Origin of the sequence: Flagellimonas taeanensis, assembly GCF_003584105.1 — a bacterium.
Taxonomy (GTDB): Bacteria; Bacteroidota; Bacteroidia; order Flavobacteriales; family Flavobacteriaceae; genus Flagellimonas; species Flagellimonas taeanensis.
The window spans coordinates 1-20,981 of the sequence record NZ_QXFO01000025.1 but is presented as its reverse complement, the minus strand read 5'-3'; the positions used below and the strand labels follow the sequence as shown (position 1 = coordinate 20,981).

Annotated in this window: 20 protein-coding genes; 8 read left to right on the top strand and 12 right to left on the bottom strand. The window is 47.2% G+C overall.

Going from position 1 to position 20,981, the window contains the following annotated elements; translation table 11 throughout:
* Nucleotides 1-73: 73 nt before the first annotated feature.
* Together D2V93_RS13560 and D2V93_RS13555 are read left to right on the top strand one after the other, a co-directional pair.
* The gene (locus D2V93_RS13560; protein WP_119619769.1) at nt 74-2,473 is read left to right on the top strand and encodes a TonB-dependent receptor; all 2,400 of its coding nucleotides are present in this window, start codon (nt 74-76) and stop codon (nt 2,471-2,473) included.
* Nucleotides 2,474-2,477: 4 nt separating this feature from the next.
* A complete protein-coding gene (locus D2V93_RS13555) occupies nt 2,478-3,371 on the top strand; it encodes a DUF4249 family protein (RefSeq protein WP_119619768.1) in 894 nt (297 codons plus the stop codon).
* Nucleotide 3,372: 1 nt separating this feature from the next.
* On the opposite strand, the gene D2V93_RS13550 is transcribed toward D2V93_RS13555, so the two are convergent.
* Nucleotides 3,373-4,692 (bottom strand): GntP family permease, encoded by a 1,320-nt coding sequence (locus D2V93_RS13550; RefSeq protein WP_119619767.1) that lies wholly within the window; start codon nt 4,690-4,692, stop codon nt 3,373-3,375.
* Between the two features lie 56 nt (nt 4,693-4,748).
* Here D2V93_RS13550 and D2V93_RS13545 point away from each other — a divergent pair, with 56 nt between their 5' ends.
* Nucleotides 4,749-4,985 carry a DUF6095 family protein gene (locus tag D2V93_RS13545; RefSeq protein ID WP_072882561.1) on the top strand — a complete coding sequence of 79 codons (237 nt, stop codon included), beginning with the start codon at nt 4,749-4,751 and terminating at the stop codon, nt 4,983-4,985.
* Here the strand turns inward: D2V93_RS13545 and D2V93_RS13540 are convergent.
* Nucleotides 4,982-5,686, bottom strand: coding sequence for a DUF4294 domain-containing protein (locus D2V93_RS13540; RefSeq protein ID WP_119619766.1), 705 nt, complete (start codon nt 5,684-5,686; stop codon nt 4,982-4,984). The genes D2V93_RS13545 and D2V93_RS13540 overlap by 4 nt on opposite strands.
* A 101-nt stretch (nt 5,687-5,787) precedes the next feature.
* Here D2V93_RS13540 and D2V93_RS13535 point away from each other — a divergent pair, with 101 nt between their 5' ends.
* Both D2V93_RS13535 and D2V93_RS13530 read left to right on the top strand, forming a co-directional pair.
* Nucleotides 5,788-6,876 (top strand): M42 family metallopeptidase, encoded by a 1,089-nt coding sequence (locus D2V93_RS13535; RefSeq protein WP_072882558.1) that lies wholly within the window; start codon nt 5,788-5,790, stop codon nt 6,874-6,876.
* 196 nt (nt 6,877-7,072) lie between these two features.
* Entirely contained in the window at nt 7,073-7,621 is a 549-nt protein-coding gene (locus D2V93_RS13530; protein WP_119619765.1) for an NUDIX hydrolase, read from the top strand.
* Here D2V93_RS13530 and hisS read toward each other — a convergent pair.
* From hisS to rpsF, 5 genes are all read right to left on the bottom strand, one after another.
* Nucleotides 7,605-8,993 (bottom strand): histidine--tRNA ligase, encoded by a 1,389-nt coding sequence (gene hisS / locus D2V93_RS13525; protein WP_119619764.1) that lies wholly within the window; start codon nt 8,991-8,993, stop codon nt 7,605-7,607. The genes D2V93_RS13530 and hisS overlap by 17 nt on opposite strands.
* Before the next feature lie 166 nt (nt 8,994-9,159).
* Complete coding sequence (locus D2V93_RS13520) at nt 9,160-9,630, bottom strand: DUF6495 family protein (protein WP_119619831.1); 471 nt, start codon at nt 9,628-9,630, stop codon at nt 9,160-9,162.
* A 98-nt stretch (nt 9,631-9,728) separates the two neighbouring features.
* Nucleotides 9,729-10,181, bottom strand: a complete 453-nt coding sequence (gene rplI, locus D2V93_RS13515) for a 50S ribosomal protein L9 (RefSeq protein ID WP_072882553.1) — start codon at nt 10,179-10,181, stop codon at nt 9,729-9,731.
* 13 nt (nt 10,182-10,194) lie between these two features.
* Nucleotides 10,195-10,491 (bottom strand): 30S ribosomal protein S18, encoded by a 297-nt coding sequence (gene rpsR, locus D2V93_RS13510; protein WP_072882551.1) that lies wholly within the window; start codon nt 10,489-10,491, stop codon nt 10,195-10,197.
* 4 nt (nt 10,492-10,495) lie between these two features.
* Nucleotides 10,496-10,834 carry a 30S ribosomal protein S6 gene (gene rpsF, locus D2V93_RS13505; protein WP_072882550.1) on the bottom strand — a complete coding sequence of 113 codons (339 nt, stop codon included), beginning with the start codon at nt 10,832-10,834 and terminating at the stop codon, nt 10,496-10,498.
* 236 nt (nt 10,835-11,070) lie between these two features.
* Here rpsF and D2V93_RS13500 point away from each other — a divergent pair, with 236 nt between their 5' ends.
* Nucleotides 11,071-11,763, top strand: coding sequence for a LytR/AlgR family response regulator transcription factor (locus D2V93_RS13500; RefSeq protein WP_072882548.1), 693 nt, complete (start codon nt 11,071-11,073; stop codon nt 11,761-11,763).
* Nucleotides 11,764-11,770: 7 nt separating this feature from the next.
* Here D2V93_RS13500 and priA read toward each other — a convergent pair whose 3' ends face one another.
* The 4 genes from priA to nadC are packed head-to-tail and all read right to left on the bottom strand — an operon-like array spanning nt 11,771 to nt 16,493.
* On the bottom strand, nt 11,771-14,227 hold the full coding sequence (priA, locus tag D2V93_RS13495; protein WP_119619763.1) for a replication restart helicase PriA: 2,457 nt from the start codon (nt 14,225-14,227) through the stop codon (nt 11,771-11,773).
* A 3-nt stretch (nt 14,228-14,230) separates the two neighbouring features.
* Nucleotides 14,231-14,680: a DUF2147 domain-containing protein gene (locus D2V93_RS13490; RefSeq protein WP_119619762.1), complete on the bottom strand. Its 450-nt coding sequence runs from the start codon at nt 14,678-14,680 to the stop codon at nt 14,231-14,233.
* A complete protein-coding gene (locus D2V93_RS13485) occupies nt 14,655-15,635 on the bottom strand; it encodes a YihY/virulence factor BrkB family protein (RefSeq protein ID WP_119619761.1) in 981 nt (326 codons plus the stop codon). Before D2V93_RS13485 ends, D2V93_RS13490 begins: the two co-directional genes overlap by 26 nt.
* Nucleotides 15,636-16,493: a carboxylating nicotinate-nucleotide diphosphorylase gene (gene nadC, locus D2V93_RS13480; protein ID WP_119619760.1), complete on the bottom strand. Its 858-nt coding sequence runs from the start codon at nt 16,491-16,493 to the stop codon at nt 15,636-15,638.
* A gap of 433 nt (nt 16,494-16,926) precedes the next feature.
* Here nadC and D2V93_RS13475 point away from each other — a divergent pair, with 433 nt between their 5' ends.
* The gene (locus D2V93_RS13475) at nt 16,927-18,645 is read left to right on the top strand and encodes a BspA family leucine-rich repeat surface protein (RefSeq protein WP_220473640.1); all 1,719 of its coding nucleotides are present in this window, start codon (nt 16,927-16,929) and stop codon (nt 18,643-18,645) included.
* A 238-nt stretch (nt 18,646-18,883) separates the two neighbouring features.
* On the opposite strand, the gene D2V93_RS18685 is transcribed toward D2V93_RS13475, so the two are convergent.
* A complete protein-coding gene (locus tag D2V93_RS18685) occupies nt 18,884-19,054 on the bottom strand; it encodes a hypothetical protein (RefSeq protein ID WP_182849992.1) in 171 nt (56 codons plus the stop codon).
* Between the two features lie 36 nt (nt 19,055-19,090).
* Here D2V93_RS18685 and D2V93_RS13470 point away from each other — a divergent pair, with 36 nt between their 5' ends.
* Nucleotides 19,091-20,815, top strand: coding sequence for a BspA family leucine-rich repeat surface protein (locus D2V93_RS13470; protein WP_119619758.1), 1,725 nt, complete (start codon nt 19,091-19,093; stop codon nt 20,813-20,815).
* Nucleotides 20,816-20,981: the final 166 nt, after the last annotated feature.

Here is a 20,981-nt window from a genome sequence, read left to right as displayed (position 1 = left end):
AAATTTGCAGGATTGTGCTTTTTTATTCAAAATTGACAAGTAGTATGTATTTTTAGAGAAAAACATCTTTTCAATGTCCAAAAGACTACTGGCCATTTATGCCATCTTACTCCTTCAATGTTCATGGATCCAAGCACAACAAAAATTTACCCTGAGCGGCACGGTTTCTGAAGCCAGTAGTAACGAGACCCTGATCGGTGTCACCATCGCCGTTCCGGAATTGGGGACAGGGACCACGACCAACGAGTATGGCTTTTATTCCATCACCCTTCCAAAAGGCGAGTACAGGGTCATGGTAAGCTATTTGGGGTTCCAGGACGTGATGGAAAACGTGGCCCTGGACCGAAACATCAAGAAAGACTTTTATTTGGCCGAAGAGGCCGAGGAACTGGATGAAGTGGTGGTCACCGATGATGTGGAACGATTGGACATCCAGAAGCCCCAAATGAGCGTGAACACATTGACCGCACAGACCATCAAACAGATTCCCGTGGTTCTCGGGGAAGCCGATGTCATCAAATCCCTTCTGTTGTTGCCCGGGGTTTCCAATGCAGGTGAGGCATCATCGGGATTCAACGTCAGGGGCGGGGCCGTTGACCAAAACTTGATTCTTTTGGACGAAGCCACAGTGTTCAATTCCTCACATTTGTTCGGTTTCTTCTCCGTTTTCAACCCTGATGCCATAAAAGACGTGAAACTCTTCAAAGGAGGTATCCCTGCCAGATACGGCGGAAGGGTGTCCTCTGTTCTGGAGATTTTCCAAAAAGAAGGGAACAGCAAGGATTTCAAAGTCAATGGTGGGATTGGTGCCGTGGCCAGCAGATTACTCTTGGAAGGACCCATCATCAAGGATAGGACCGCTTTTCTGATTGGAGGAAGGGCTTCCTATGCACATCTGTTCCTTCCACTTTTTGATGTGGACAACAAGGCCTATTTCTACGATCTGAACACCAAGATCAACCATAAGATCAATGACAGCAACAACATCTACCTTTCCGGTTACTTCGGCAGGGACCTGTTCAGTATCGGAGATCGTTTTGTCAACACTTATGGCAATGCCGTAGGAAACTTTAGATGGAACCATTTATTTTCGGAAAAGCTCTTTTCCAACCTATCGTTGATCTATTCGGACTATTACTACGGACTGGAGCTTGATTTTGTGGGATTTGAGTGGAATTCTGGCATCCAGAACTTCAACCTCAAATACGACCTGAAACACTACCTCAGTGATAAGGTCCAGATGAACTACGGCCTCCAGAACATTTATTATGTGTTCAATCCGGGGGAAATAACCCCAAATCGCCCAGACTCTGGTATCGTCGAGGAGCAATTGACCAAAAAATATGCCAACGAAACTGCCCTTTATATTGATGTGGAACACGATGTGACCGAAAACCTGAGCATCGAATACGGCCTTAGGGCAAGCCAATTCAACCGATTGGGCCAAGATGAGTTCTATGTGTACCAGAACAACAACCCCGTAATCTTTGATCCTTTCACCCTGGTCTACCGCGAAGCGGAACCCATCGACTCCATCAACCCTGGAAGGTCTGGCACCTTGAAAAAATTCTTCAACTTGGAACCCAGAGTGTCCCTGTCCTACAATTTCAATGAAAAAAACGCTGTAAAGGCAAGCTACACGCGCTTGTCCCAATACCTACACCTTCTGTCCAACACCAGCTCCCCTACTCCTTTGGATGTCTGGACGCCGAGTGGTCCTTTTGTAAAACCCCAATTGCTGGACCAATATGCCATTGGTTATTTCAGGAATATCAAGGGCGGGGAATACACGTTCGAAACAGAGGCCTTTTTCAAGGATATCCAGAATAGGATCGACTATATAGACGGGGCCAATCTCATCGCCAACAATGCCATCGAACAGGTCATCCTCAACGGACAGGCCCGGGCCTATGGTCTGGAAGTACTTTTTAGGAAAAATGAGGGGAGGTTCACGGGCTGGTTGGCCTACACCCTCTCCAAATCGGAACAACGGACCCCGGGAAGGAATTTGGATTTTGACACGGGCCGATCCAATCTTGAAACGGGCATCAATCTTGGGCAATGGTACAACACCCCATATGACAAAACCCACGACCTTTCCCTCTTTGGCAGCTTTGACCTTAACGACAAATGGAACTTCAATGCCAATTTCATCTATCAAACCGGCCAGCCCACCAACTATCCCATTGGCCAATTTGAATTTGAAGGAATCACCGTGCCCTATTATGGCTTACGAAATAAGGAAAGGCTCCCCGACTATCATCGACTGGACCTTTCGGCCATACTGACCCCTAGGAAGAACAGGTCTCGGAAAGTTCAGGCTGAATGGGTCTTTAGCATCTACAACCTGTACAGCCGAAAGAATGCGGCCTCCATCAACTTTAGGGAGAATGAGGACACTGGGCGGAACGAGGCACTGCGCACTTCCATATTCGGCATCATCCCATCTGTGACCTACAACTTTAAATTTTAGCACCATGAAAAAAGGAATCATATATAGCATCGGACTTATGTTACTCTTCGCTTGCGAAGATGTTGTGGATGTCGATTTGCCCGAAGTGGAACCCAAACTCATTGTCGATGGCCTCTTACGGGTGGACAAAAGTCAGGAGTTTGTGAACGTGGAGATCCGTATGAAGGAAACCACCAATTATTTTGATGAGAACCTGCCCACCCAAGTGGAAAATGCCGTCATCACCTACGGCAAGCCCCTGAACGGCGATATTTTTGAAAGTTTGGCTTTCTGTTCCCTGGCTGAAAAAGAGCCGGGAAGTGGCATTTATATCCCGGACCCCAATTTTTCCTCGGATCAACGCATCCGGACCTCCGTTGTGGAACCCGGAATGGTCTTTATCCTCGAGTTGACCCACAAGGGCAAAACCTACTATGCTCAGACTGAGTATGTCCCCACAGTACCCATAGATAATTTGGAGCAAGGAGATGACACCCTTTTTGACGAAGAGGAGACCGAAGTGGTCGTAACTTTTATGGACGACCCTGAGCGTGATGATTTCTATGTATTTGATTTCGGGTTTGGAGAGTTCCTGACCGTGGAAGACCAATTTTTCCAGGGACAAGAGTTCCAGTTCTCCTATTTCTATGATGATAGCCTAAATACAGGACAGGATATTACAGTCAGTATTCTGGGAGCCACCCAAGATTTTTACAACTATATGGACTTGGTCATCGAACAGACCACTAACAACGGGGGAGTTTTTCAGACCCCTGTGGCAACTGCTAGGGGCAATGTGTTTGATATCACAGGTTTGGACAATATTGACATTTTTGACAATGTGGAGCGCCCCAATGACTTTGCATTAGGCTATTTTGCAGTGGTACAGGCCTATTCCAGTACCCTCACTATCGAATAGGTCACAGTATGAGATATAGGAGCAGGACCATCAAAATGCCCGTGATACCTTGTAGCAGGGTCCCCACGGTATGGCCCCGCAGAGCGGTCTTTACATTGATGTTGGAAAACTGGGACACCACCCAAAAATAACTGTCGTTGATATGGGACACCGTCATGGCCCCGGCACCTACGGCCAATACGGCTAAAGCCTTATCCGTTAGGGACAACAACCCAAAAGTCTCCAATAAGGGGGCTATGATGGCCGAAGTGGTGATGATGGCCACCGTGGAAGAACCTTGTGCCGTCTTGAGAACGGCCGCAATCGCAAAGGCGATCAACAACCCTCCTACCCCGGTGCTGGACTCCAAATTGATGATGGAAGCAATGTCAACAGTTCTCAATATGGCACCAAAAGCACCTCCCGCACCCGTGATCAAAACGATGGCCCCGGCCTGTCTAAAGGCCTCGGACACCCACTCCCCTCTCTCCTTTGCTGGTTCTTTTCTCCCCAAGGAAAAAGCAAAGAACACACCAATGAGCAGGGCAATCACAGGGCTGCCCAAAAAATCGAGCATCCCAAAAACCCACCCCTTACCCAAAGGGTAAGAAGGATAATTGGCCACGGACTTCAATGCGATCAAGATAATCGGAACCAACAACGGCAAAAATGCCTGAAGGGGTTTTACGGTTGATAGCATTTCTTTTTTTGCTTCCGTTTTTCCTGCGGTATCCTCTTCTTTGAGGGATCTGCCAATAAACATGGCCCAAAAATAACCCGTCAAGGAGACCGGTAAGGAGACCAAAAGCCCCAATACCAACACCAATCCCAAATCGGCCTCCAAAATGGCCGCAGCGGCCAAAGGTCCAGGGGTTGGGGGCACAAAAACATGGGCGGCATACAATCCCGTTGCCAATGCTATGGCAAAAACCAATACAGGGATGCCCGTGCGCTTGCTGATGGCCTTGTTCAGGGATGAGAGGATAATGAACCCCGAATCGCAAAAGACGGGTATGGAAATGACATATCCTGCCAAGTTGATGGCCAATGGGGACCGCTTCAACCCTATCAACCCCAAGATACTGTTGGCCAATACCTGGGTGGCCCCGGTCTTTTCCAGATAAATGCCGATGACCGTCCCAAAGGCAATGACCAACCCAATCCCGGAGAGTGTTTTGCCAAATCCCTCCCCGATAGTTTCCATGATTTGTTGCGGGGACAACCCCAAAAGAAAACCTGAGATTACCGCCACTAGGGTAAGGGAAAAAATGGGATGCATCTTGAATTTTACCGTGGCGATGATGATAAAGAGCACCACAGCTCCCAGAACAAGTATTTCCATGGTTAATTTTTGTGCATTACCCTCTAAATATAAGCTAATATTGCTACTTTGGTCCTATGAGGCACACCGACAAGGAACTTTTGGTAAAAGGATTGAAATCGTTTGGTTATACGGTTCTGGCCATGTTCGCAGGACCGTTTCTGATCTATCAGGCCTTTAAAAATCAGGACCACCCATTTTATTTGCCCGTGTTGATCGTAGGGATAATTTGTGCAGGAACGGCCATCTATTTAGGATTCCGTTCCGTCAACATCGTTATGGATGCGGTTTTTGGGAAAAAGACCAAAGATTAGTCCTTAGGTTCGGGAGAACGGTTTTTCCATTTATTGGTCAACTGGGCATAATCGTAGTCCAAAACCGATTTTTGCCGTTCCAACTGATTGGCCACAAAGGCACGCTGCAAAATATCTTCAATGAGATAGTCCTCATGCACCAACTCCGGATGGAATTCTTCTTTGAGACTGATCTTGAACATACTCGCCGTGGTATTGTACCAAAAGGCACGCCATCCACTGCGGAGCTCTTTGACCAAGTCAAAAGCTGTTGTCCCCGTTTGACGGTGGATCAACTTGACCAAAATCTGCCCCTCGGTACGGGTAAGTTTCTTGAGCTCCTCTGAAAATTCCCCTTCGATGTATTTCTGCACCTTTTTGGTGTACTTTTTTTGATGTCGTTTCTTCTTGATATGTTGTAGACTATCGTTCAGCTCCACCAAACGTTCTGCAGCCAATTTAGCATAGGGATAGACCTTCAATGTCTTTCTGCGCAGGATCAAATAGCGCAATCGTTCCTTCCGATCGGCAAAGTCGAGCTCCCCAAAAATATAGACCTCGTCCAGTTCAATGGAACTGAGCAGGACGGAATCGCCTTCAAACCGAACGTAATAATCCTCAATGGAATCCTTCGGATACAACAAAGAATCCTTTTCGGATTCCTGGGAAAATCCAAGGGCACTCAGCACTAGAAAAACAACAAGGGAACAGTTGCGCAACATTTGGTCAAATTCTCAAAAGTCCTACCAAAATTAAGGATAAAGGTATGATTTGCTATTAAATAAAAGTGAATATTCTTAAGTTTGTGGACTAAACGAAATACATGGCTTCAGCGAAAATCATCAATAAAAAGTCCCTTGAATTTTTAGAAAAATACCTGAACAATCCTTCGCCCACGGGCTACGAATGGGAAGGCCAGAAAATCTGGATGGACTACCTCAAACCCTATGTGGACGAGTTTATCACGGACACCTACGGAACGGCAGTGGCCGTCATCAACCCAAAGGCAAAATACCGGGTGGTGATCGAGGGACATTCGGATGAAATTTCTTGGTACGTCAACTACATTACCGACAACGGATTGCTGTATGTGATCCGAAACGGGGGCAGCGACCACCAAATCGCACCATCAAAGTGGGTGGACATCCACACCAAGAACGGTGTGGTAAAAGGGGTTTTCGGCTGGCCGGCCATCCACACCCGCGATCGCGGAAAGGAAGAACCACCAAAATTGGAGAACATTTTCATCGACATCGGTGCCAAGGACAAGGCCGAGGTGGAGAAAATGGGGGTGCACGTAGGCTGCGTGATCACCTATCCCGACCAGTTCCACATTCTAAACAAGGACAAGTTCGTGTGCCGTGCGCTGGACAACCGTGTAGGTGGGTTCATGATTGCCGAAGTGGCGCGTCTGTTGCACGAGAACAAGAAAAAATTACCGTTTGGACTCTATGTGACCAATTCGGTGCAGGAAGAGATTGGTCTGCGCGGAGCTGAAATGATCACCCAGACCATAAAGCCCAACGTGGCCATTGTCACCGATGTGTGCCATGACACTACTACGCCCATGATCGACAAGAAGAAGGAAGGTGAGATCTTGATAGGTTCCGGACCCGTGGTTTCCTATGCCCCAGCGGTGCAGAACAAGCTTAGGGAACGTATCATCGAAACGGCCGAAGGCAAAAAAATACCGTTCCAACGATTGGCTTCCTCAAGATACACCGGAACGGATACGGACGCCTTTGCCTATAGCAACGGTGGCGTGGCCTCTGCCCTGATATCGCTCCCATTGCGCTACATGCACACTACGGTGGAGACCGTGCACAAGGACGATGTGGAAAACGTGATCCGATTAATCTACGAAACCTTGTTGACCATCAAAGAGGGCGAGACATTTAGCTATTTTGACTAATTCATAGACTATGGTCATGCTGAACTTGTTTCAGCATCGCATACCGTTTGACATGAGACCCTGAACCAAGTTCAGGGTGACGTAGTCATGTAGTTCTGAGATTTTAACGACTGGTTCAAATGGCCTGAAAATCTTCGGGAAGAACTATTGCTTTCTATCCGTGGTCGAGGGAACAATTTCCTATCTTTATGGATCTATGGAAGAGCTGGTAGACATTCTGGATGAACAGGGCAACCCGACCGGACAATCTTGTTTGAAGTCGGAAGCGCACCGAAAAGGGCTATTGCACCCTACTATCCATGTTTGGCTCTATACTCAGGAAGGAAAGGTACTGATCCAACAACGCGGGAAACACAAGGACACCCATCCCCTACTTTGGGACGTATCGGTGGCCGGCCATGTAGCCTCTGGAGAAAACATTCCGCTTGCCGCGGTCCGGGAAGTACAGGAGGAAGTGGGACTCACCATTTCCGAAGCGGACTTGGAGCCCATCGGTACTTTTAAGGCCATTCATAAAATTTCCGAAGATTTCATCGATGCAGAGTTCCATCACATTTTTCTATGCGAATTGAAGGTTCCTCTGACCACATTGACCAAGCAAGACAGTGAAGTGGATGATCTAGCCCTGATTCCCTTGTTCAAATTTGCCGAGGAAACCTGGGGATTGGCCAATGCGGCCAAATATGTGCCCCACGGCCCCACCTATTACAAAACCATCGTTAAGGAGATTAAAAGTCGGATTTGACGGCTTCTGCAAATTGTGCAAAAGCATCCAGACCATAAGCTTTCTGGTCGCCTGTTTTCATGTTCTTCGCTACAAAATTGCCTTCGGCAAGTTCCTGCTCGCCCAAAAGGACCACATAGGGAACTCCCCGCTTATCGGCATACTTGAACTGCTTTTGCATTTTGGCATCCATGGGGTACAAATCGGCCCTTAAGCCCAGTTTGCGCAAAGAGGACACCAATTTGAGGGCAGCCAAACCTTCCTGTTTTCCAAAGTTGAGGCAGAGCACATCCAACGAAGTGTCCAGACTGTCCGGAAATAGGCCCAATTCTTCCAAAACGAGATAGATGCGGTCCAATCCAAAGGAAATGCCCACACCACTAACGTCCTTCAAACCAAAGATTCCGGTAAGGTCATCGTAGCGGCCTCCCCCTCCAATGGAACCCATGCTCACACCTTCGGGAGCGGCCACTTCAAAAATGGCCCCCGTATAGTAGTTGAGCCCACGTGCCAAGGTCACGTCCAATTGCAATTGGGCAGACTGTAGCCCGATCATCCCAACGGTAGAAATGATCTCTTCCAGTTCCGTAACCCCGAGCATGCCCACTTCAGAGTTGGCAAGCAGGGTTTTTAGTTGCTCCAGTTGTTCCGAAGCAGAGCCTGTCATCTCGAACAAGGGCTGTGCTTTGGCTATGGCATTCTCGGAAATGCCCTTTTCCATCATTTCGGCCTTCACCTTCTCCTCTCCTATCTTGTCCAATTTATCAAGGGCCACCGTAAAATCGACCAACAAATGCTTGGCCCCGATCACTTCGGCAATGCCAGACAGGATTTTGCGGTTGTTGATCTTGATGGTGGTGCCCTTCAAGCCCAAATCGGTGAAAACGGCATCGTAGAGTTGCACAAATTCCGCTTCCTGCAACAGGGAATTGGCCCCTACCACATCGGCATCACACTGGTAAAACTCACGGAAACGGCCTTTTTGGGGCCTATCGGCACGCCAAACGGGTTGAATCTGGTATCTTTTAAAAGGGAAATCTATTTCGTTCTGGTGCATCACCACATAGCGGGCAAAGGGCACGGTAAGGTCATAACGAAGGGCCTTTTCCGATATTTTTGGCGTAAGGGATGCCGAATTCTTGGAGCTATAGGTGACATCATCCACTTTGGAAATAAAATCCCCAGAATTCAAAATCTTAAAAATCAAGCGGTCGCCTTCTTCCCCATATTTGCCCATCAAGGTGTCCGAATTTTCAAAAGATGGGGTCTCTATCGGCATGAAACCAAAGGTTTCAAAATGTTTTTTGATGTTTTGGATGATATAGTTGCGCTTAGCGACCTCTGCAGGTGAAAAATCGCGGGTCCCTTTGGGTATGGATGGTTTCTGTGCCATGTGGTTTTTAAAATTCTGGTGCAAATATACGGTTTTGGTGAATGGATCAAAGGCGTAGAGATGAAAGGTATAGGGTTAAGGGATTCTTCGGTCGCTTTTCTTCCTCAAAATGACATTTTACGCAACCTTTTACCCTTTACCAATGGCCCTTTACTTAAAACCTGAATCACTCCATAATCTGCTCAAACCATTGGTAGAGCTCACCTTTGGTGATGACGGCCCCTTGCTTCAAAAGTTCAAACTTGTCCACGTTCTTGTCCTCGCCATAGGCCTTGGATGCGGTAAGGTATTCCACGAAATCGGACTGGAAATTGCGCTTGAACCACCCAAACCCTTCATTGGTCCGCAGGTCAATCTCAGGATTCAGGACTTTTACGGAAAGGAGCTTCATTTCCTTCTCCGTGAGGTGGAACAGGTGCATGTGCTGTTCGGAAATGTTCTCCAGGTATTCCACTTTGGACAACACCCCTTCCCAGATCAGGTCGCTGAACACATCGATTTCCTCTTCGGCAACCTCGGGCTTATCCGCTTTAAGGGTTGCCCATTCTTCGGCGGTGATGGATTGTGTGGCCAAAAAATTGATGAACTCCGGATGCAGTTCCTCCAATTGTTCCTTGGTCAATCGTTTGTACTTCATGGTGCAAAAATAGTAAGAGTGGTTTTTGATGCACAAAAACGGAAACAAAAAAAGGGCCATGCAAGCACGGCCCTCTAAAATCATATCACATTTGATCGTTAGTTCGCCTCGGCGATCACTTCAAAAGGGAATTCCAATACAACTTCCCTGTGAAGTCTGATAACAGCCTCATAAGGACCTACCCTTTTGATAGCTCCACCTTTGATATTGATGAATTTTCTATCGATCTGGTGTCCTTCCTTGTCCAAAGCGGCAGCAAGGTCAATATTGGTCACCGACCCGAACAATTTGTCTCCGGCACCTGCCTTGGCAGCGATGCGGATCTGTAATTGTTTTAGGGCTTCGGCAATCTTGGTAGCCTCATCAACGATTTTCTTCTCTTTGTGGGCTCTTTGCTTAAGGTTCTCGGCCAAAACTTTTTTGGCAGATGGCGTGGCCAATGTGGCCAAACCTTGTGGGATAAGGTAGTTTCTGCCGTAACCGTTCTTTACGGAAACGATATCATCCTTAAATCCCAAATCCTGTACATCTTCTCTTAGAATAAGTTCCATTCTCCGGTATTTTTTATTTCAACATATCGCCAACGTACGGCATTAACGCAATGTGACGGGCACGCTTAACGGCCTGGGCCACTTTTCTCTGGTATTTCAAGGAAGTACCTGTAAGTCTTCTAGGCAACAATTTTCCTTGCTCGTTCACCAATTTCATCAAGAAATCCGGGTCTTTGTAATCAATGTATTTGATACCTGATTTCTTGAACCTGCAATATTTCTTTTGCTTGTTGGTCTCAATATTGAGAGGGGTCAAATATCTGATTTCCCCGTCCTTTTTTGCTTTTGCTTGTTGTTCTATGGATGCCATGTCCCTATGCGTTTGCTTTTAATTTGGTTCTTCTTTTCTCTGCCCAAGCAATTGCATGCTTGTCCAGTTTAACGGTCAAGAAACGCATGATGCGCTCATCTCTCCTGAATTCCAACTCGTAGGGGCCAATGGCCTCACCGGGAGCGGTGAATTCGAACAAGTGGTAAAAACCACTTTTTTTGTGCTGAATGGGATAGGCCAATTTTTTAAGTCCCCAATCTTCCTTGGAGACCATTTTGGCACCATTCGTAATCAAGAAATCCTCGAATTTCTTGACTGTTTCCTCTATCTGGGTCTCAGATAGAACGGGATTCAAAATGAAAACAGTTTCGTAATGGTTCATATTATATATTTTTAAAGGAGCGCAAAAGTAATAATTATTCCATCCCCTTGCAAGAAAACCGATAAAACTTCGTTTAAAGTACAAGAGTTATCAACACCGATGAACCCAATAAACCTAAATAACGTAAATGGTAATATACACAACAAAATAGACCATGTTTACATCTTTTGTTGCTCCTAAGCGTCTTTTTTATGTAATTTGCCGATGATTTAAAACCCTACAAATCACCCCATTCTATGAAATTAAAAAGTATAATTGTAGACGATTCTTCCATGCAGCGGATGGCCGTTGCAAAATTGGTCAACAATCATCCACATCTTGCTTTGGTTGCCGAGTACAGCAACGCCATTGAAGCCAAAAATGGCCTGAAAAACCACGACATCGACCTTATCTTCTTGGATGTTGAAATGCCGATCATCAGTGGTTTTGACCTTCTAGAGGCCCTAGAGAACCCACCACAAGTCATTTTGATCACAGGAAAACCTGACTATGCCCTCAAGGCATTTGATTATGACGTGACCGATTACCTTCACAAACCCATCACCTTGGCCCGTTTTGAGGCTTCCGTAAAAAGAGCTGTTGCCAAATTTGAGCAATTGAACCGGGTAGATGAGGACGAAGAGCACATTTTTGTAAAGAGCAACCTTAAGAAACGTAAGGTTATCCTAAACGACATTAAATGGATCGAGGCACTCGGGGATTACATTAAATTGGTGACCGATGAAGCCAATATCGTGATCTTGTCCACCATGAAATCTTTTGAACAGCAGTTGCCTGCCGAAAAATTTCTGCGTATCCATAAATCGTACATCGTGAATCTGGAAAAAATCGAGAAATTCAACAGTAAAAATGTTGAGGTCGGTGGCAGACAGATTCCATTGAGCAGAAACAAAAAGACGGAGCTGGCAGAAGCGCTCGCCAACGTATAGTCAAAAGCTATATGTGGTCCACATTGTAGACCAGTCTTACACTTTTATACTTTGAAATAGCATTGAAGGATTTTTCAATTCTTTTAATGCTATTTTTTGTTTGTGCCAACGACTGTTTTTTTGGGATCTTGATCAAGATGTTTTTCAGGTAATCCCGCCGTATCCTACCCACAGGAGGGTATTCCGGCCCCAAAATTTGATGTCCGAGCACATTGCGGAGCGACTCGGCCAACCATTGGGCAGCCTCGTTCAGTTTGTTGAAGTCCCTGTCCTTAAGCGTAATCTTGATGATCCGCACCAAAGGTGGGTATTTGAACTGTTCGCGCTCGTACAACTGTTCCGCGAACATTTTATCATAATCATTGGTAGTGACCTGCTGCAGGATCTGATGGTAGGGATTGTATGTCTGTATCAGCACCTTTCCCCTTTTCCGGGTCCGTCCTGCCCTACCCGCTACCTGGGTGAGCATTTGAAAACTCCGCTCGTGGGCACGGTAATCGGGAAAATTGAGCATGGTATCCGCATTCATGATGCCCACTAAGCTTACATTCCTGAAATCCAGTCCCTTGGTCACCATTTGGGTACCCACCAGAATATCCATCTCTTGGTTCTCAAAGGCGGAAATGATTTTCTCATAGGCATACTTTCCCCGTGTCGTGTCCAAATCCATTCGTCCCACATTGATTTCGGGGAACAATTGACCCAATTCTTCCTGGACCTGTTCCGTTCCAAATCCTTTCTTGTCCAAAGTGGGGCTCCCGCAGGCCAGGCAGGCCTGTTGCAACGCCATATGGTAACCGCAATAGTGGCACCGAAGCTGATTGATGCGCTGGTGATAGGTCAAGCTCACATCGCAGTTGGGGCATTGGGCCACGTGCCCGCAGGTAGTGCACTCCACCAATGGGGCAAACCCCCTTCGGTTCTGAAAAAGGATGACCTGCTCCCCTGCTTCCAACGTTTCGGAAATGGCATTGATCAGGGTTTCGGAAAAATGACCCTTCATCCGTTTCTTTCGGGTGGCCTCCTTAATATCCACCAAGTTGATGTCGGGCATCAGTACATTTCCATATCTCTGATCAATGGAAGCATAACCATACTTCCCCTTTCTGGCGTTGTGCATGCTCTCTATGCTGGGTGTGGCCGACCCTAAAACGGTATGGGCCTTGTGCAGTGAGGCCAGCACAATAGCTGCATCACGGGCATGGTATCTCGGCGCGGGATCAAATTGCTTGAAGGAGCTTTCATGCTCCTCATCCACCACGATGAGCCCCAAGTTGGAAAAAGGCAAAAACAGGGAGGAACGCGCACCAATGACAATCTGTGCCTTCTCGGCGTTTTTCAGCACATTGTTCCAGACCTCGACCCGTTCGTGGATGCTATACTTGGAATGATAAACGGACACTTTGTGTCCAAAATAGTCCCTCAACCTATTGATCAACTGGGAGGTAAGCGCAATTTCAGGCAAGAGATAGAGTGCCTGTCGGCCACCGTCCAGACATTGCTGGATCAATTTCACATACACCTCAGTTTTTCCTGATGAAGTGACCCCATGCAGCAAAACTGGTCTGTCCTCCGCAAAACCTTTGTTGATATCCTCCAGTGCCTTGCTTTGGTGTTCGTTCAGGGCAATGTTCCGAGCCTCCTCGGATTCCTCATCGTACACCACCCGATCCTGCCTGATCTGATATTCTTTTAGAATATCTTTATCGATGAGGGCCTTGATCACGGCCTTGGAGCTGCCACTTTGCTTTTCCAGATCGGTGATGGGAATGGGCTTGTTGTTCCCGCTCCGCAGCTGAAAAAGGGACAGTACGACATGGCTCTGTTTGGGGGCCCTGGAAAGTTCGTTCAGCAGTTCTTCCAATTGTTGGTCATCGTCATATTTTTCGGAAAGTTTCACATAACGGACCAATTTGGGCTTGTACTGCTCATAGAGTTCTTCCTTTTGTTGGACCACCCCCTTTTGCACCAATCCATTGATCAGGGAAAGTACATTTTTCTTGTCCACGATATCGCTTATTTCCTGAACCTTCAGCGCAGATTGGTGCTGCAATGCTTCATAGATCAGAAACTCATCGTCACTGAGTTCCATTTCATCCACAACAGTCTCCTTGTTAGGGAGTATCAAGGTCTCACTTTCCAATAAAAAGGCACTAGGCAAGGCACTACGGATCACTTCCCCCAAGGTACACATGTAATATTTGGCCAACCATTCCCAATGTTGCAGCTGAAATGGACCTACGAGGGGAACATCATCCAGAATTTGGTAGATTTCCTTGGCTTCGTATGCGGTCGGGGCATTTTGGTGCACCCGATAGGCCAGGGCCGTGTATATCTTTGACTTCCCAAAGGGAACGGCAACGCGCATTCCCGATTGGATAAAGTCCGCCTCCCGTTGGGTTATGCTATAGGTAAAAAGTTTTTCTAATGGGATGGGAAGAACAACTTCCAAAAAATATTCCATACGCTATTCCTCAATCACCCTGTGCCAAGTCTGCGTTCTGTGCAAAAAGGCCAGGTATCCTCTCACTTTCAGGCGGTTTTCATTTTCCTCGTCCAACCAGACCTTGCCCCTAAAGGTCATTCCCTGTTCGGGATCGAACAACTTATCGCCTTTGTATTCCCCTCTTCCATTTTCCTCAAAATTGTCCATGATCTTCATGCCCAGCACCGGTTTGTCCTTGAGCTCACCATCACATTTGGTGCAGAGGGCATCCTGCTTCCCATCCTCCAATATTTTGACCACCTTGGCATGCATCAGGCCATCTTCCTTATATATTTCGATAATCGCCTTTGCAACGCCGTTACGGTCATCAATGGTTTTCCATTTCCCAAAAACGGTCTGTGACCATGTCTCTTGAAAACATAGAAAGCCCAGTAGGAAAATGTATTTATGGATTGTTCTGTTGCCTTTCATGTCTTTTTTTTAGTGAGTTGAGGGTAGCATTGAGTTCAAAACCCAATAGTAATATATTGGAATTTAGCCAAATGAACACCATCAAGATCAATAATCCTCCCAATGCCCCATAGAGTTCGTTGTAGCGGGCAAATTTTTCCACATATATCCCAAATAGATACGATGTCAAAAGGAACAACAACGTGGTCATCAGTGCCCCTGCCGAAAAAAACCTCGCGTTCCTCCCCTCCGCGGTCCCAAAATAATAGAGGATGGACGTGGTAAGATAGGAAAGGCTCAGGAAAAAGAGGATTTTGGCCGCCTGTATCCCTATGCCATCCCCCTTTTCAACATCATAGCCCAAGGTCTTTCCCAGATATTCGCTGGTGTACTCCACAATATAAAACTCAAAATACACAAAGGCCACGGCTCCAATGATCAGCAAAATGGAAAGAATGAGCCCCACCACCAATGCATAGGCATACTGTCTGAAAAAATTGCGGGTAAGCTCCACATGGTACGAATTTTCGAACCCACCAAAAATGGCGTTCACCCCATTGGCTACCAAAAAGATGGACACCAAGAATGCCGATGACAGGAGGCCGCCCTGCTTCTGGTCCTTAATCTGCTGATAGATGTCGCCAAAATAGTCACTGGTGGCCGACGGTAGGAAAGATTCCAAAAAATCAAGGAACTGCGCATCGAAATTTTCATTGCCCACACTCACGAAGGGAATAATAAAGGGAATGAGCGTCACCAAAAAGATGAGCAACGGGAACAGGGCCATAAAAAGGCTGAAGGCAATGGAACTGGCACGGGAGGACAACGTCCCCTTGACGATGCCCACCAAATACATCTCGATCAGATCATAGAAGGAAAGGCCCTCAAAGGCCTTTAGTTTGATGCGCTTCAACAAACGCACCAACCAATTGACCACGGGTATTTTTTCCAATTGCTCTTCTATGGCCACTGACATCTACACCGCTTTTAAACTAAGGTCCATATTGTAGACCGAATGGGTCAACGCACCAGAGGAAATATAATCCACCCCACACTCGGCATAGTTCCGGATGGTCTCTTCGTTGATCCCTCCCGAGGATTCGGTCTGGCATTTTCCGTTTATCCGTTTTACGGCTTCACGGGTCTGTTCATAATCAAAATTGTCCAACAGAATGCGGTGCACCCCATCGGATTGCAGAATTTCATCGACCTCGTCCAAATCCCTGGCCTCCACAATGATCTTTAGGTCTTTTCCCTTGTCCTTGAGGTACTCTTGGGTCTTTTGGATGGCCTTGGTGATGCCTCCTGCAAAATCGATATGGTTGTCCTTCAGCATCACCATATCGTACAGGGCGAACCTATGGTTCTCGCCACCGCCTATCTTCACGGCCCATTTTTCCAGCGCCCGGATGCCCGGGGTGGTCTTGCGGGTGTCCAAGATCTTGGTGTCTGTGCCATCCAGAAGGGACACAAAATCCTGGGTCTTGGTGGCAATGGCACTCATACGTTGCATGGCGTTGAGCACCAGCCGCTCCGCCTTTAGGATGTTTTGGGAGCTTCCCTGCACATAAAAAACGACATCTCCATATTTTACAGGACTTCCATCTTCCATCAGGACTTCCATTTGCAATTTGGGGTCGATATAACGGAACACCAGCTTGGCAAACTCCACACCGGCAATGATGCCCTCGTCCTTCACCAAAAGTTTGGCTTTTCCTGTGGCCGATGAAGGAATGCAGGCCAACGAGCTGTGGTCACCATCCCCGACATCTTCACGCACCGCATTGGAAATGATCAGGTCCAGTTCTTTTTGAAATTGTTCTTCAGAAATCATGCATTTGGGTTTCCACGAAAATACTAAAAACATTGGTGTTGTTTTGTTATTTGGTTATTGGGTTTTTCAGTTATTTGGTGTTCAGTGTCCAAAGTCGGAGGACTTATACCCAAAGGTCAATTCGCGGCATTGGTGAAATTCGTGTCTTATCAGATGCAAGAGAATAGACCATAGAAAATATATTGTTTACGGCAACCTGCCTACTGATTCCAGCCCACTATTAAACTTGAAACCTCTCCTTCACAACTTTCACCCTTTACCCTTTCACCTTCAACCCAAAATCAGCTCCCCTGCAACCTTGCCCATCAACCCAAAGCCGTCATCCGTTAATCCAACCTCGGCATCCGTCAGATCGTACCCAAAACATTTCCAAGAACGCCCCAACTTGCTATGATTTTTAACCTTAAAAAAACAAATCGTTATGAAAAATAGTATGAAGAAATTAAGTATCGTCATCCTCGCCATGGCCCTGCTATGGTCCTGCGGCAAGGACGACAGCCCAACACCGCCCAAGAACAGTGCACCTGTGATCAAAGCACAGGAATTCAGCGCGGCAGAGAATATTACTGATGCCCAGACCATCGGCACCGTTGTGGCCACTGATGCCGACAAGGACGCTCTTACCTTCACCATCAAGACCAACGACAATGCCCTTTTTGAAATCACGGCCACAGGGGCCTTGAGCCTCGCACCGGGCAAGACGCTGAACTTTGCCACCAAGGCACAACACACCATCACCGTGGAGGTGAGCGATGGGGATGACAGTGCCACAGCCACCATCACCATTAAGGTAACCCAAACAGACCCACAGAACACTGCTCCCGTGATTGCAGCCCAAGAATTCACTGCTTTCGAGGGCATATCCGACACTAGGGCCATTGGTACTGTTGTGGCCAGTGATGCAGATAACGATGCGCTTACGTTTAGCATCAAGACCAACGACAATGACCTCTTCGAAATCACTACTGCGGGGGAACTTTCCCTCGCGGCCGGCAAACAACTGAACATCACTATCAAGGAACAGCATACCATCACCGTGGAGGTGAGTGATGGTTCGGCAACGGCAGAGGCCATCATTACCATAAAGGTAAGCCAGACAAGTCCGCAGAACAACGCTCCTGAGTTTACCAAAGATGGTGAGTTCATAGAGTTCACCGTTCAAGAGAACATCTCGGATACGGATGTTATTGGCACTGTCCTAGCTACGGATGCAGATGGCGATGTGCTTACATTTAGCATCAAAACCAACGACAATGACCTTTTTGAAATCACTGTCACAGGGGAACTCTCTTTGGCTACTGGCAAGCAACTGGACTTTGAAACTGCAACTGCGTACAACATTACCGTGCAGGTAAGCGACGGGCTGGCCACAACCGAAGACAATGTGGTCATTCTTGTGGAGGATGTGGAAGAGGTCACAGACCCTGCCAACGACCCCAACGCCTTCATCACCATTTGGAAAACGGATGCCAATAACGAGGAAATTGTCATAGGAACCTATAACGCCTATACCTACAACTATACAATCCATTGGGGCGACGGTTCTTCAGAACAGATTACCTCTAGTGAACCCGTTAGCCATGTCTATGCTATGGCTGGCAACCACACCGTAGTCATACAAGGGGAATTCCCTGCAATTCGATACATTGATGGAGTGACCACATCATCCAAACTGTTGTCCATAGAACAATGGGGCGCCATAACGTGGAAGAGCATGAATCGTGCTTTTGCCTATTGCACCAACATGACCTATAATGCCACGGACATTCCAAATCTCTCCCAAGTATCCAATATGGCCTACGCGTTCTATAGGACTGATGCTTTTAATGGAGCTATAGGAGATTGGGATACCTCCCATGTAACCGATATGTCCTATATGTTTCAAGAAGCCGCTGCTTTTGACCAAAACCTAGGTGGGTGGAGTATATCCAATGTGACCAATATGTCCAATATGTTCAACAATTCTGGTATGAGCACCTTGAACTATAGTGAGACCTTGTTGGGTTGGTCCAATCAGGATGTTGTGCCCGCGAATATTACCCTAGGCGCAACGGGCCTATCCATTGATTGTGAAAATGCCACCTATTGGACAGCTTTTCAATATCTCTTGGCTAAGCCTTGGACCATTAATGACAATAGTCCTTGTCACTAAACACATTACAAGGCATGTCAGAAGTCAAAAACCGGGAGAGCCATAGTGTTCTTCCGGTTTTTTATTTTATTGCAAATTGGATTTTTGGATGCTTCGATTATTGGGGTTTGGATTTTTTATTGGCGTTGCTTGTCATTCTGAAAACGCGGAGTGTTTGAAGAATCTTTGGCTCCAGTAGGAGATTCTTCGCTTTGCTCAGAATGAAAATGATTAAGGTATTCCCTTGTTGAATTATTGTTCATTGCAAATTGGATTCTTGGATGCTTCGATTATTGGAATTTGAACTTTCACCCCCTGTTCCCTTCACCTTAAACCTGTAACCCAGTCCCATCAACCCAAAGACCCCATCCGTCAATCCAGCCTCGGCATCCGTCAGATCCTGCCCGAAACATTCCTGCAAACGCCCCATCTTGCCAAGATTAACTGTAAAAAACAAAAAACTGTTATGAAAAACACCATGAAAAAATTAGGTATTGCACTGATGGCCTCGGCCCTCGTATGGGCTTGCGGCAAGGACGACGGCCCTGCACCGGTAAAAAACAGTGCACCCGTGATCAAGGCACAGGAATTCACCGCCTTTGAGGGCATTACCGACACCCAGACCATCGGCACCGTGGTGGCCACCGATGCCGACAAGGACGCCCTTACCTTCAGCATCAAGACCAATGACAACGAGTTCTTCGAGATCACGGCCACAGGGGCCCTAAGCCTGGCACCGGGCAAGACACTGGACTTCGCCACCAAGGCACAGCACACCATCACCGTGGAGGTCAGTGACGGTGATGACAGTGCAACGGCCACCATTACCATCAAGGTGAGCCTGACCGACCCACAGAACAACGCGCCCGTGATGGCCGACCAAGGGTTCTCCGTTGCGGAGAATATTGCCGATAATGAGGTGATCGGTACCGTTGTGGCCACCGATGCCGACAGCGATGCGCTCACCTTTGACATTTTCACCAACGACAACGATCTCTTCGAGATCAGTACTGCCGGGGAGCTCTCCCTCGCGGCGGGCAAGCAACTGGATTTTGAGACTGCCACACAGCACAACATCACCGTACAGGTAAGCGATGGTACAGCGACCGCACAGGCCACCGTGACCATCACTGTTGAGGACGTGTACGAATCCCTGGCAAGCGATCCAAACGCCTTTGTCACCACTTGGAAGACCACTGTGGCCAATGAGGAGATCGTAATTGGCGTTAGGGACAACCTTACCTATGATTATACCATTGACTGGGGCGATGGCACGGTGGAGGAGATCAGCACCAGCGAAAATCCCTCTCATGTCTATGTCTCGGCCGGCGACCACACTGTGGCCATTTTGGGCCAGTTTCCTGCTATTGCAATGGATGGGGATTTGGGAACTACACCAAGTAACTTGTTCTCTTTGGACCAATGGGGCAACATCCAATGGGAGACAATGGTAGCGGCCTTTGGCTATTGTTCAAATATGACATATAAAGCCACCGATGTGCCAAACCTTTCCCAAGTGACCAACATGAATCGTATGTTCTATTATGCTACTGCTTTTAATGGAGATATCGGTGGCTGGGACACTTCCAACGTGACCGACATGACTTCTATGTTCTATGGGGCCACTGCCTTCAATGGGGATATCGGTGGCTGGGACACTTCCCATGTGACCAATATGTCCTTTATGTTCGTCTATGCCGCTCTCTTTAACCAAGACATCAGTGGTTGGGACACTTCGAGTGTGACCAATATGCAGAGTATGTTCGAATTGGCCACTTCGTTCAACCAGGACATCAATGATTGGGACACCTCGAGTGTGACCAACATGGGCAGTATGTTTAATGGTGCTGTTGAATTCAATGGTGCCATCTTAGATTGGGACACGGGCGAGGTAACCAATATGGCCAATATGTTCAAAGGGGCCACCTCCTTTAACGGTATCTTGGATACCTGGGACGTTTCCAATGTGACCAATATGGAAAACATGTTGGACAACTCGGGGATGAGTGCCTTGAGCTATGGTAGTACCTTAGTAGGCTGGTCCCAGCTTCCCAATCTTCCCTCAAACATTGTTTTGGGTGCTGTTGGCCTGTCCATAGATTGTAGCCATGCCCCGAGTGTTAACGCCTATACCTTTCTCCGTGCAAACAAGAGCTGGGATATCAATGACGATAGTGGCCATTGCTTCTAAGTACCTCGTGAGAAGATTATTTTTTTAAGACCAAGACCGGGAGGACCAAGTGTCCTTCCGGTTTTTTATTTTATTGCAAATTGGATTGTTGGATGTTTCGATTGTTGGGGTTTGGATTTTTTATTGGCGTTGCTTGTCATTCTGAAAACGCGGAGTGTTTGAAGAA

Coding starts and splice junctions, on each gene's coding strand:
- D2V93_RS13555 (WP_119619768.1), top strand. CDS start 2,478: ATGAAAAAAGGAATCATATATAGCATCGGACTTATGTTACTCTTCGCT.
- hisS (WP_119619764.1), bottom strand. CDS start 8,993: ATGGCACAGAAACCATCCATACCCAAAGGGACCCGCGATTTTTCACCT.
- nadC (WP_119619760.1), bottom strand. CDS start 16,493: ATGATTTCTGAAGAACAATTTCAAAAAGAACTGGACCTGATCATTTCC.
- D2V93_RS13550 (WP_119619767.1), bottom strand. CDS start 4,692: ATGGAAATACTTGTTCTGGGAGCTGTGGTGCTCTTTATCATCATCGCC.
- D2V93_RS13485 (WP_119619761.1), bottom strand. CDS start 15,635: ATGTCAGTGGCCATAGAAGAGCAATTGGAAAAAATACCCGTGGTCAAT.
- priA (WP_119619763.1), bottom strand. CDS start 14,227: ATGGAATATTTTTTGGAAGTTGTTCTTCCCATCCCATTAGAAAAACTT.
- D2V93_RS13560 (WP_119619769.1), top strand. CDS start 74: ATGTCCAAAAGACTACTGGCCATTTATGCCATCTTACTCCTTCAATGT.
- D2V93_RS13540 (WP_119619766.1), bottom strand. CDS start 5,686: ATGTTGCGCAACTGTTCCCTTGTTGTTTTTCTAGTGCTGAGTGCCCTT.
- rplI (WP_072882553.1), bottom strand. CDS start 10,181: ATGGAACTTATTCTAAGAGAAGATGTACAGGATTTGGGATTTAAGGAT.
- D2V93_RS13520 (WP_119619831.1), bottom strand. CDS start 9,630: ATGAAGTACAAACGATTGACCAAGGAACAATTGGAGGAACTGCATCCG.
- D2V93_RS13535 (WP_072882558.1), top strand. CDS start 5,788: ATGGCTTCAGCGAAAATCATCAATAAAAAGTCCCTTGAATTTTTAGAA.
- D2V93_RS13470 (WP_119619758.1), top strand. CDS start 19,091: ATGAAAAACACCATGAAAAAATTAGGTATTGCACTGATGGCCTCGGCC.
- D2V93_RS13490 (WP_119619762.1), bottom strand. CDS start 14,680: ATGAAAGGCAACAGAACAATCCATAAATACATTTTCCTACTGGGCTTT.
- D2V93_RS13530 (WP_119619765.1), top strand. CDS start 7,073: ATGGAAGAGCTGGTAGACATTCTGGATGAACAGGGCAACCCGACCGGA.
- rpsF (WP_072882550.1), bottom strand. CDS start 10,834: ATGAACCATTACGAAACTGTTTTCATTTTGAATCCCGTTCTATCTGAG.
- D2V93_RS13475 (WP_220473640.1), top strand. CDS start 16,927: ATGAAGAAATTAAGTATCGTCATCCTCGCCATGGCCCTGCTATGGTCC.
- D2V93_RS13545 (WP_072882561.1), top strand. CDS start 4,749: ATGAGGCACACCGACAAGGAACTTTTGGTAAAAGGATTGAAATCGTTT.
- D2V93_RS13500 (WP_072882548.1), top strand. CDS start 11,071: ATGAAATTAAAAAGTATAATTGTAGACGATTCTTCCATGCAGCGGATG.
- D2V93_RS18685 (WP_182849992.1), bottom strand. CDS start 19,054: ATGGGGCGTTTGCAGGAATGTTTCGGGCAGGATCTGACGGATGCCGAG.
- rpsR (WP_072882551.1), bottom strand. CDS start 10,491: ATGGCATCCATAGAACAACAAGCAAAAGCAAAAAAGGACGGGGAAATC.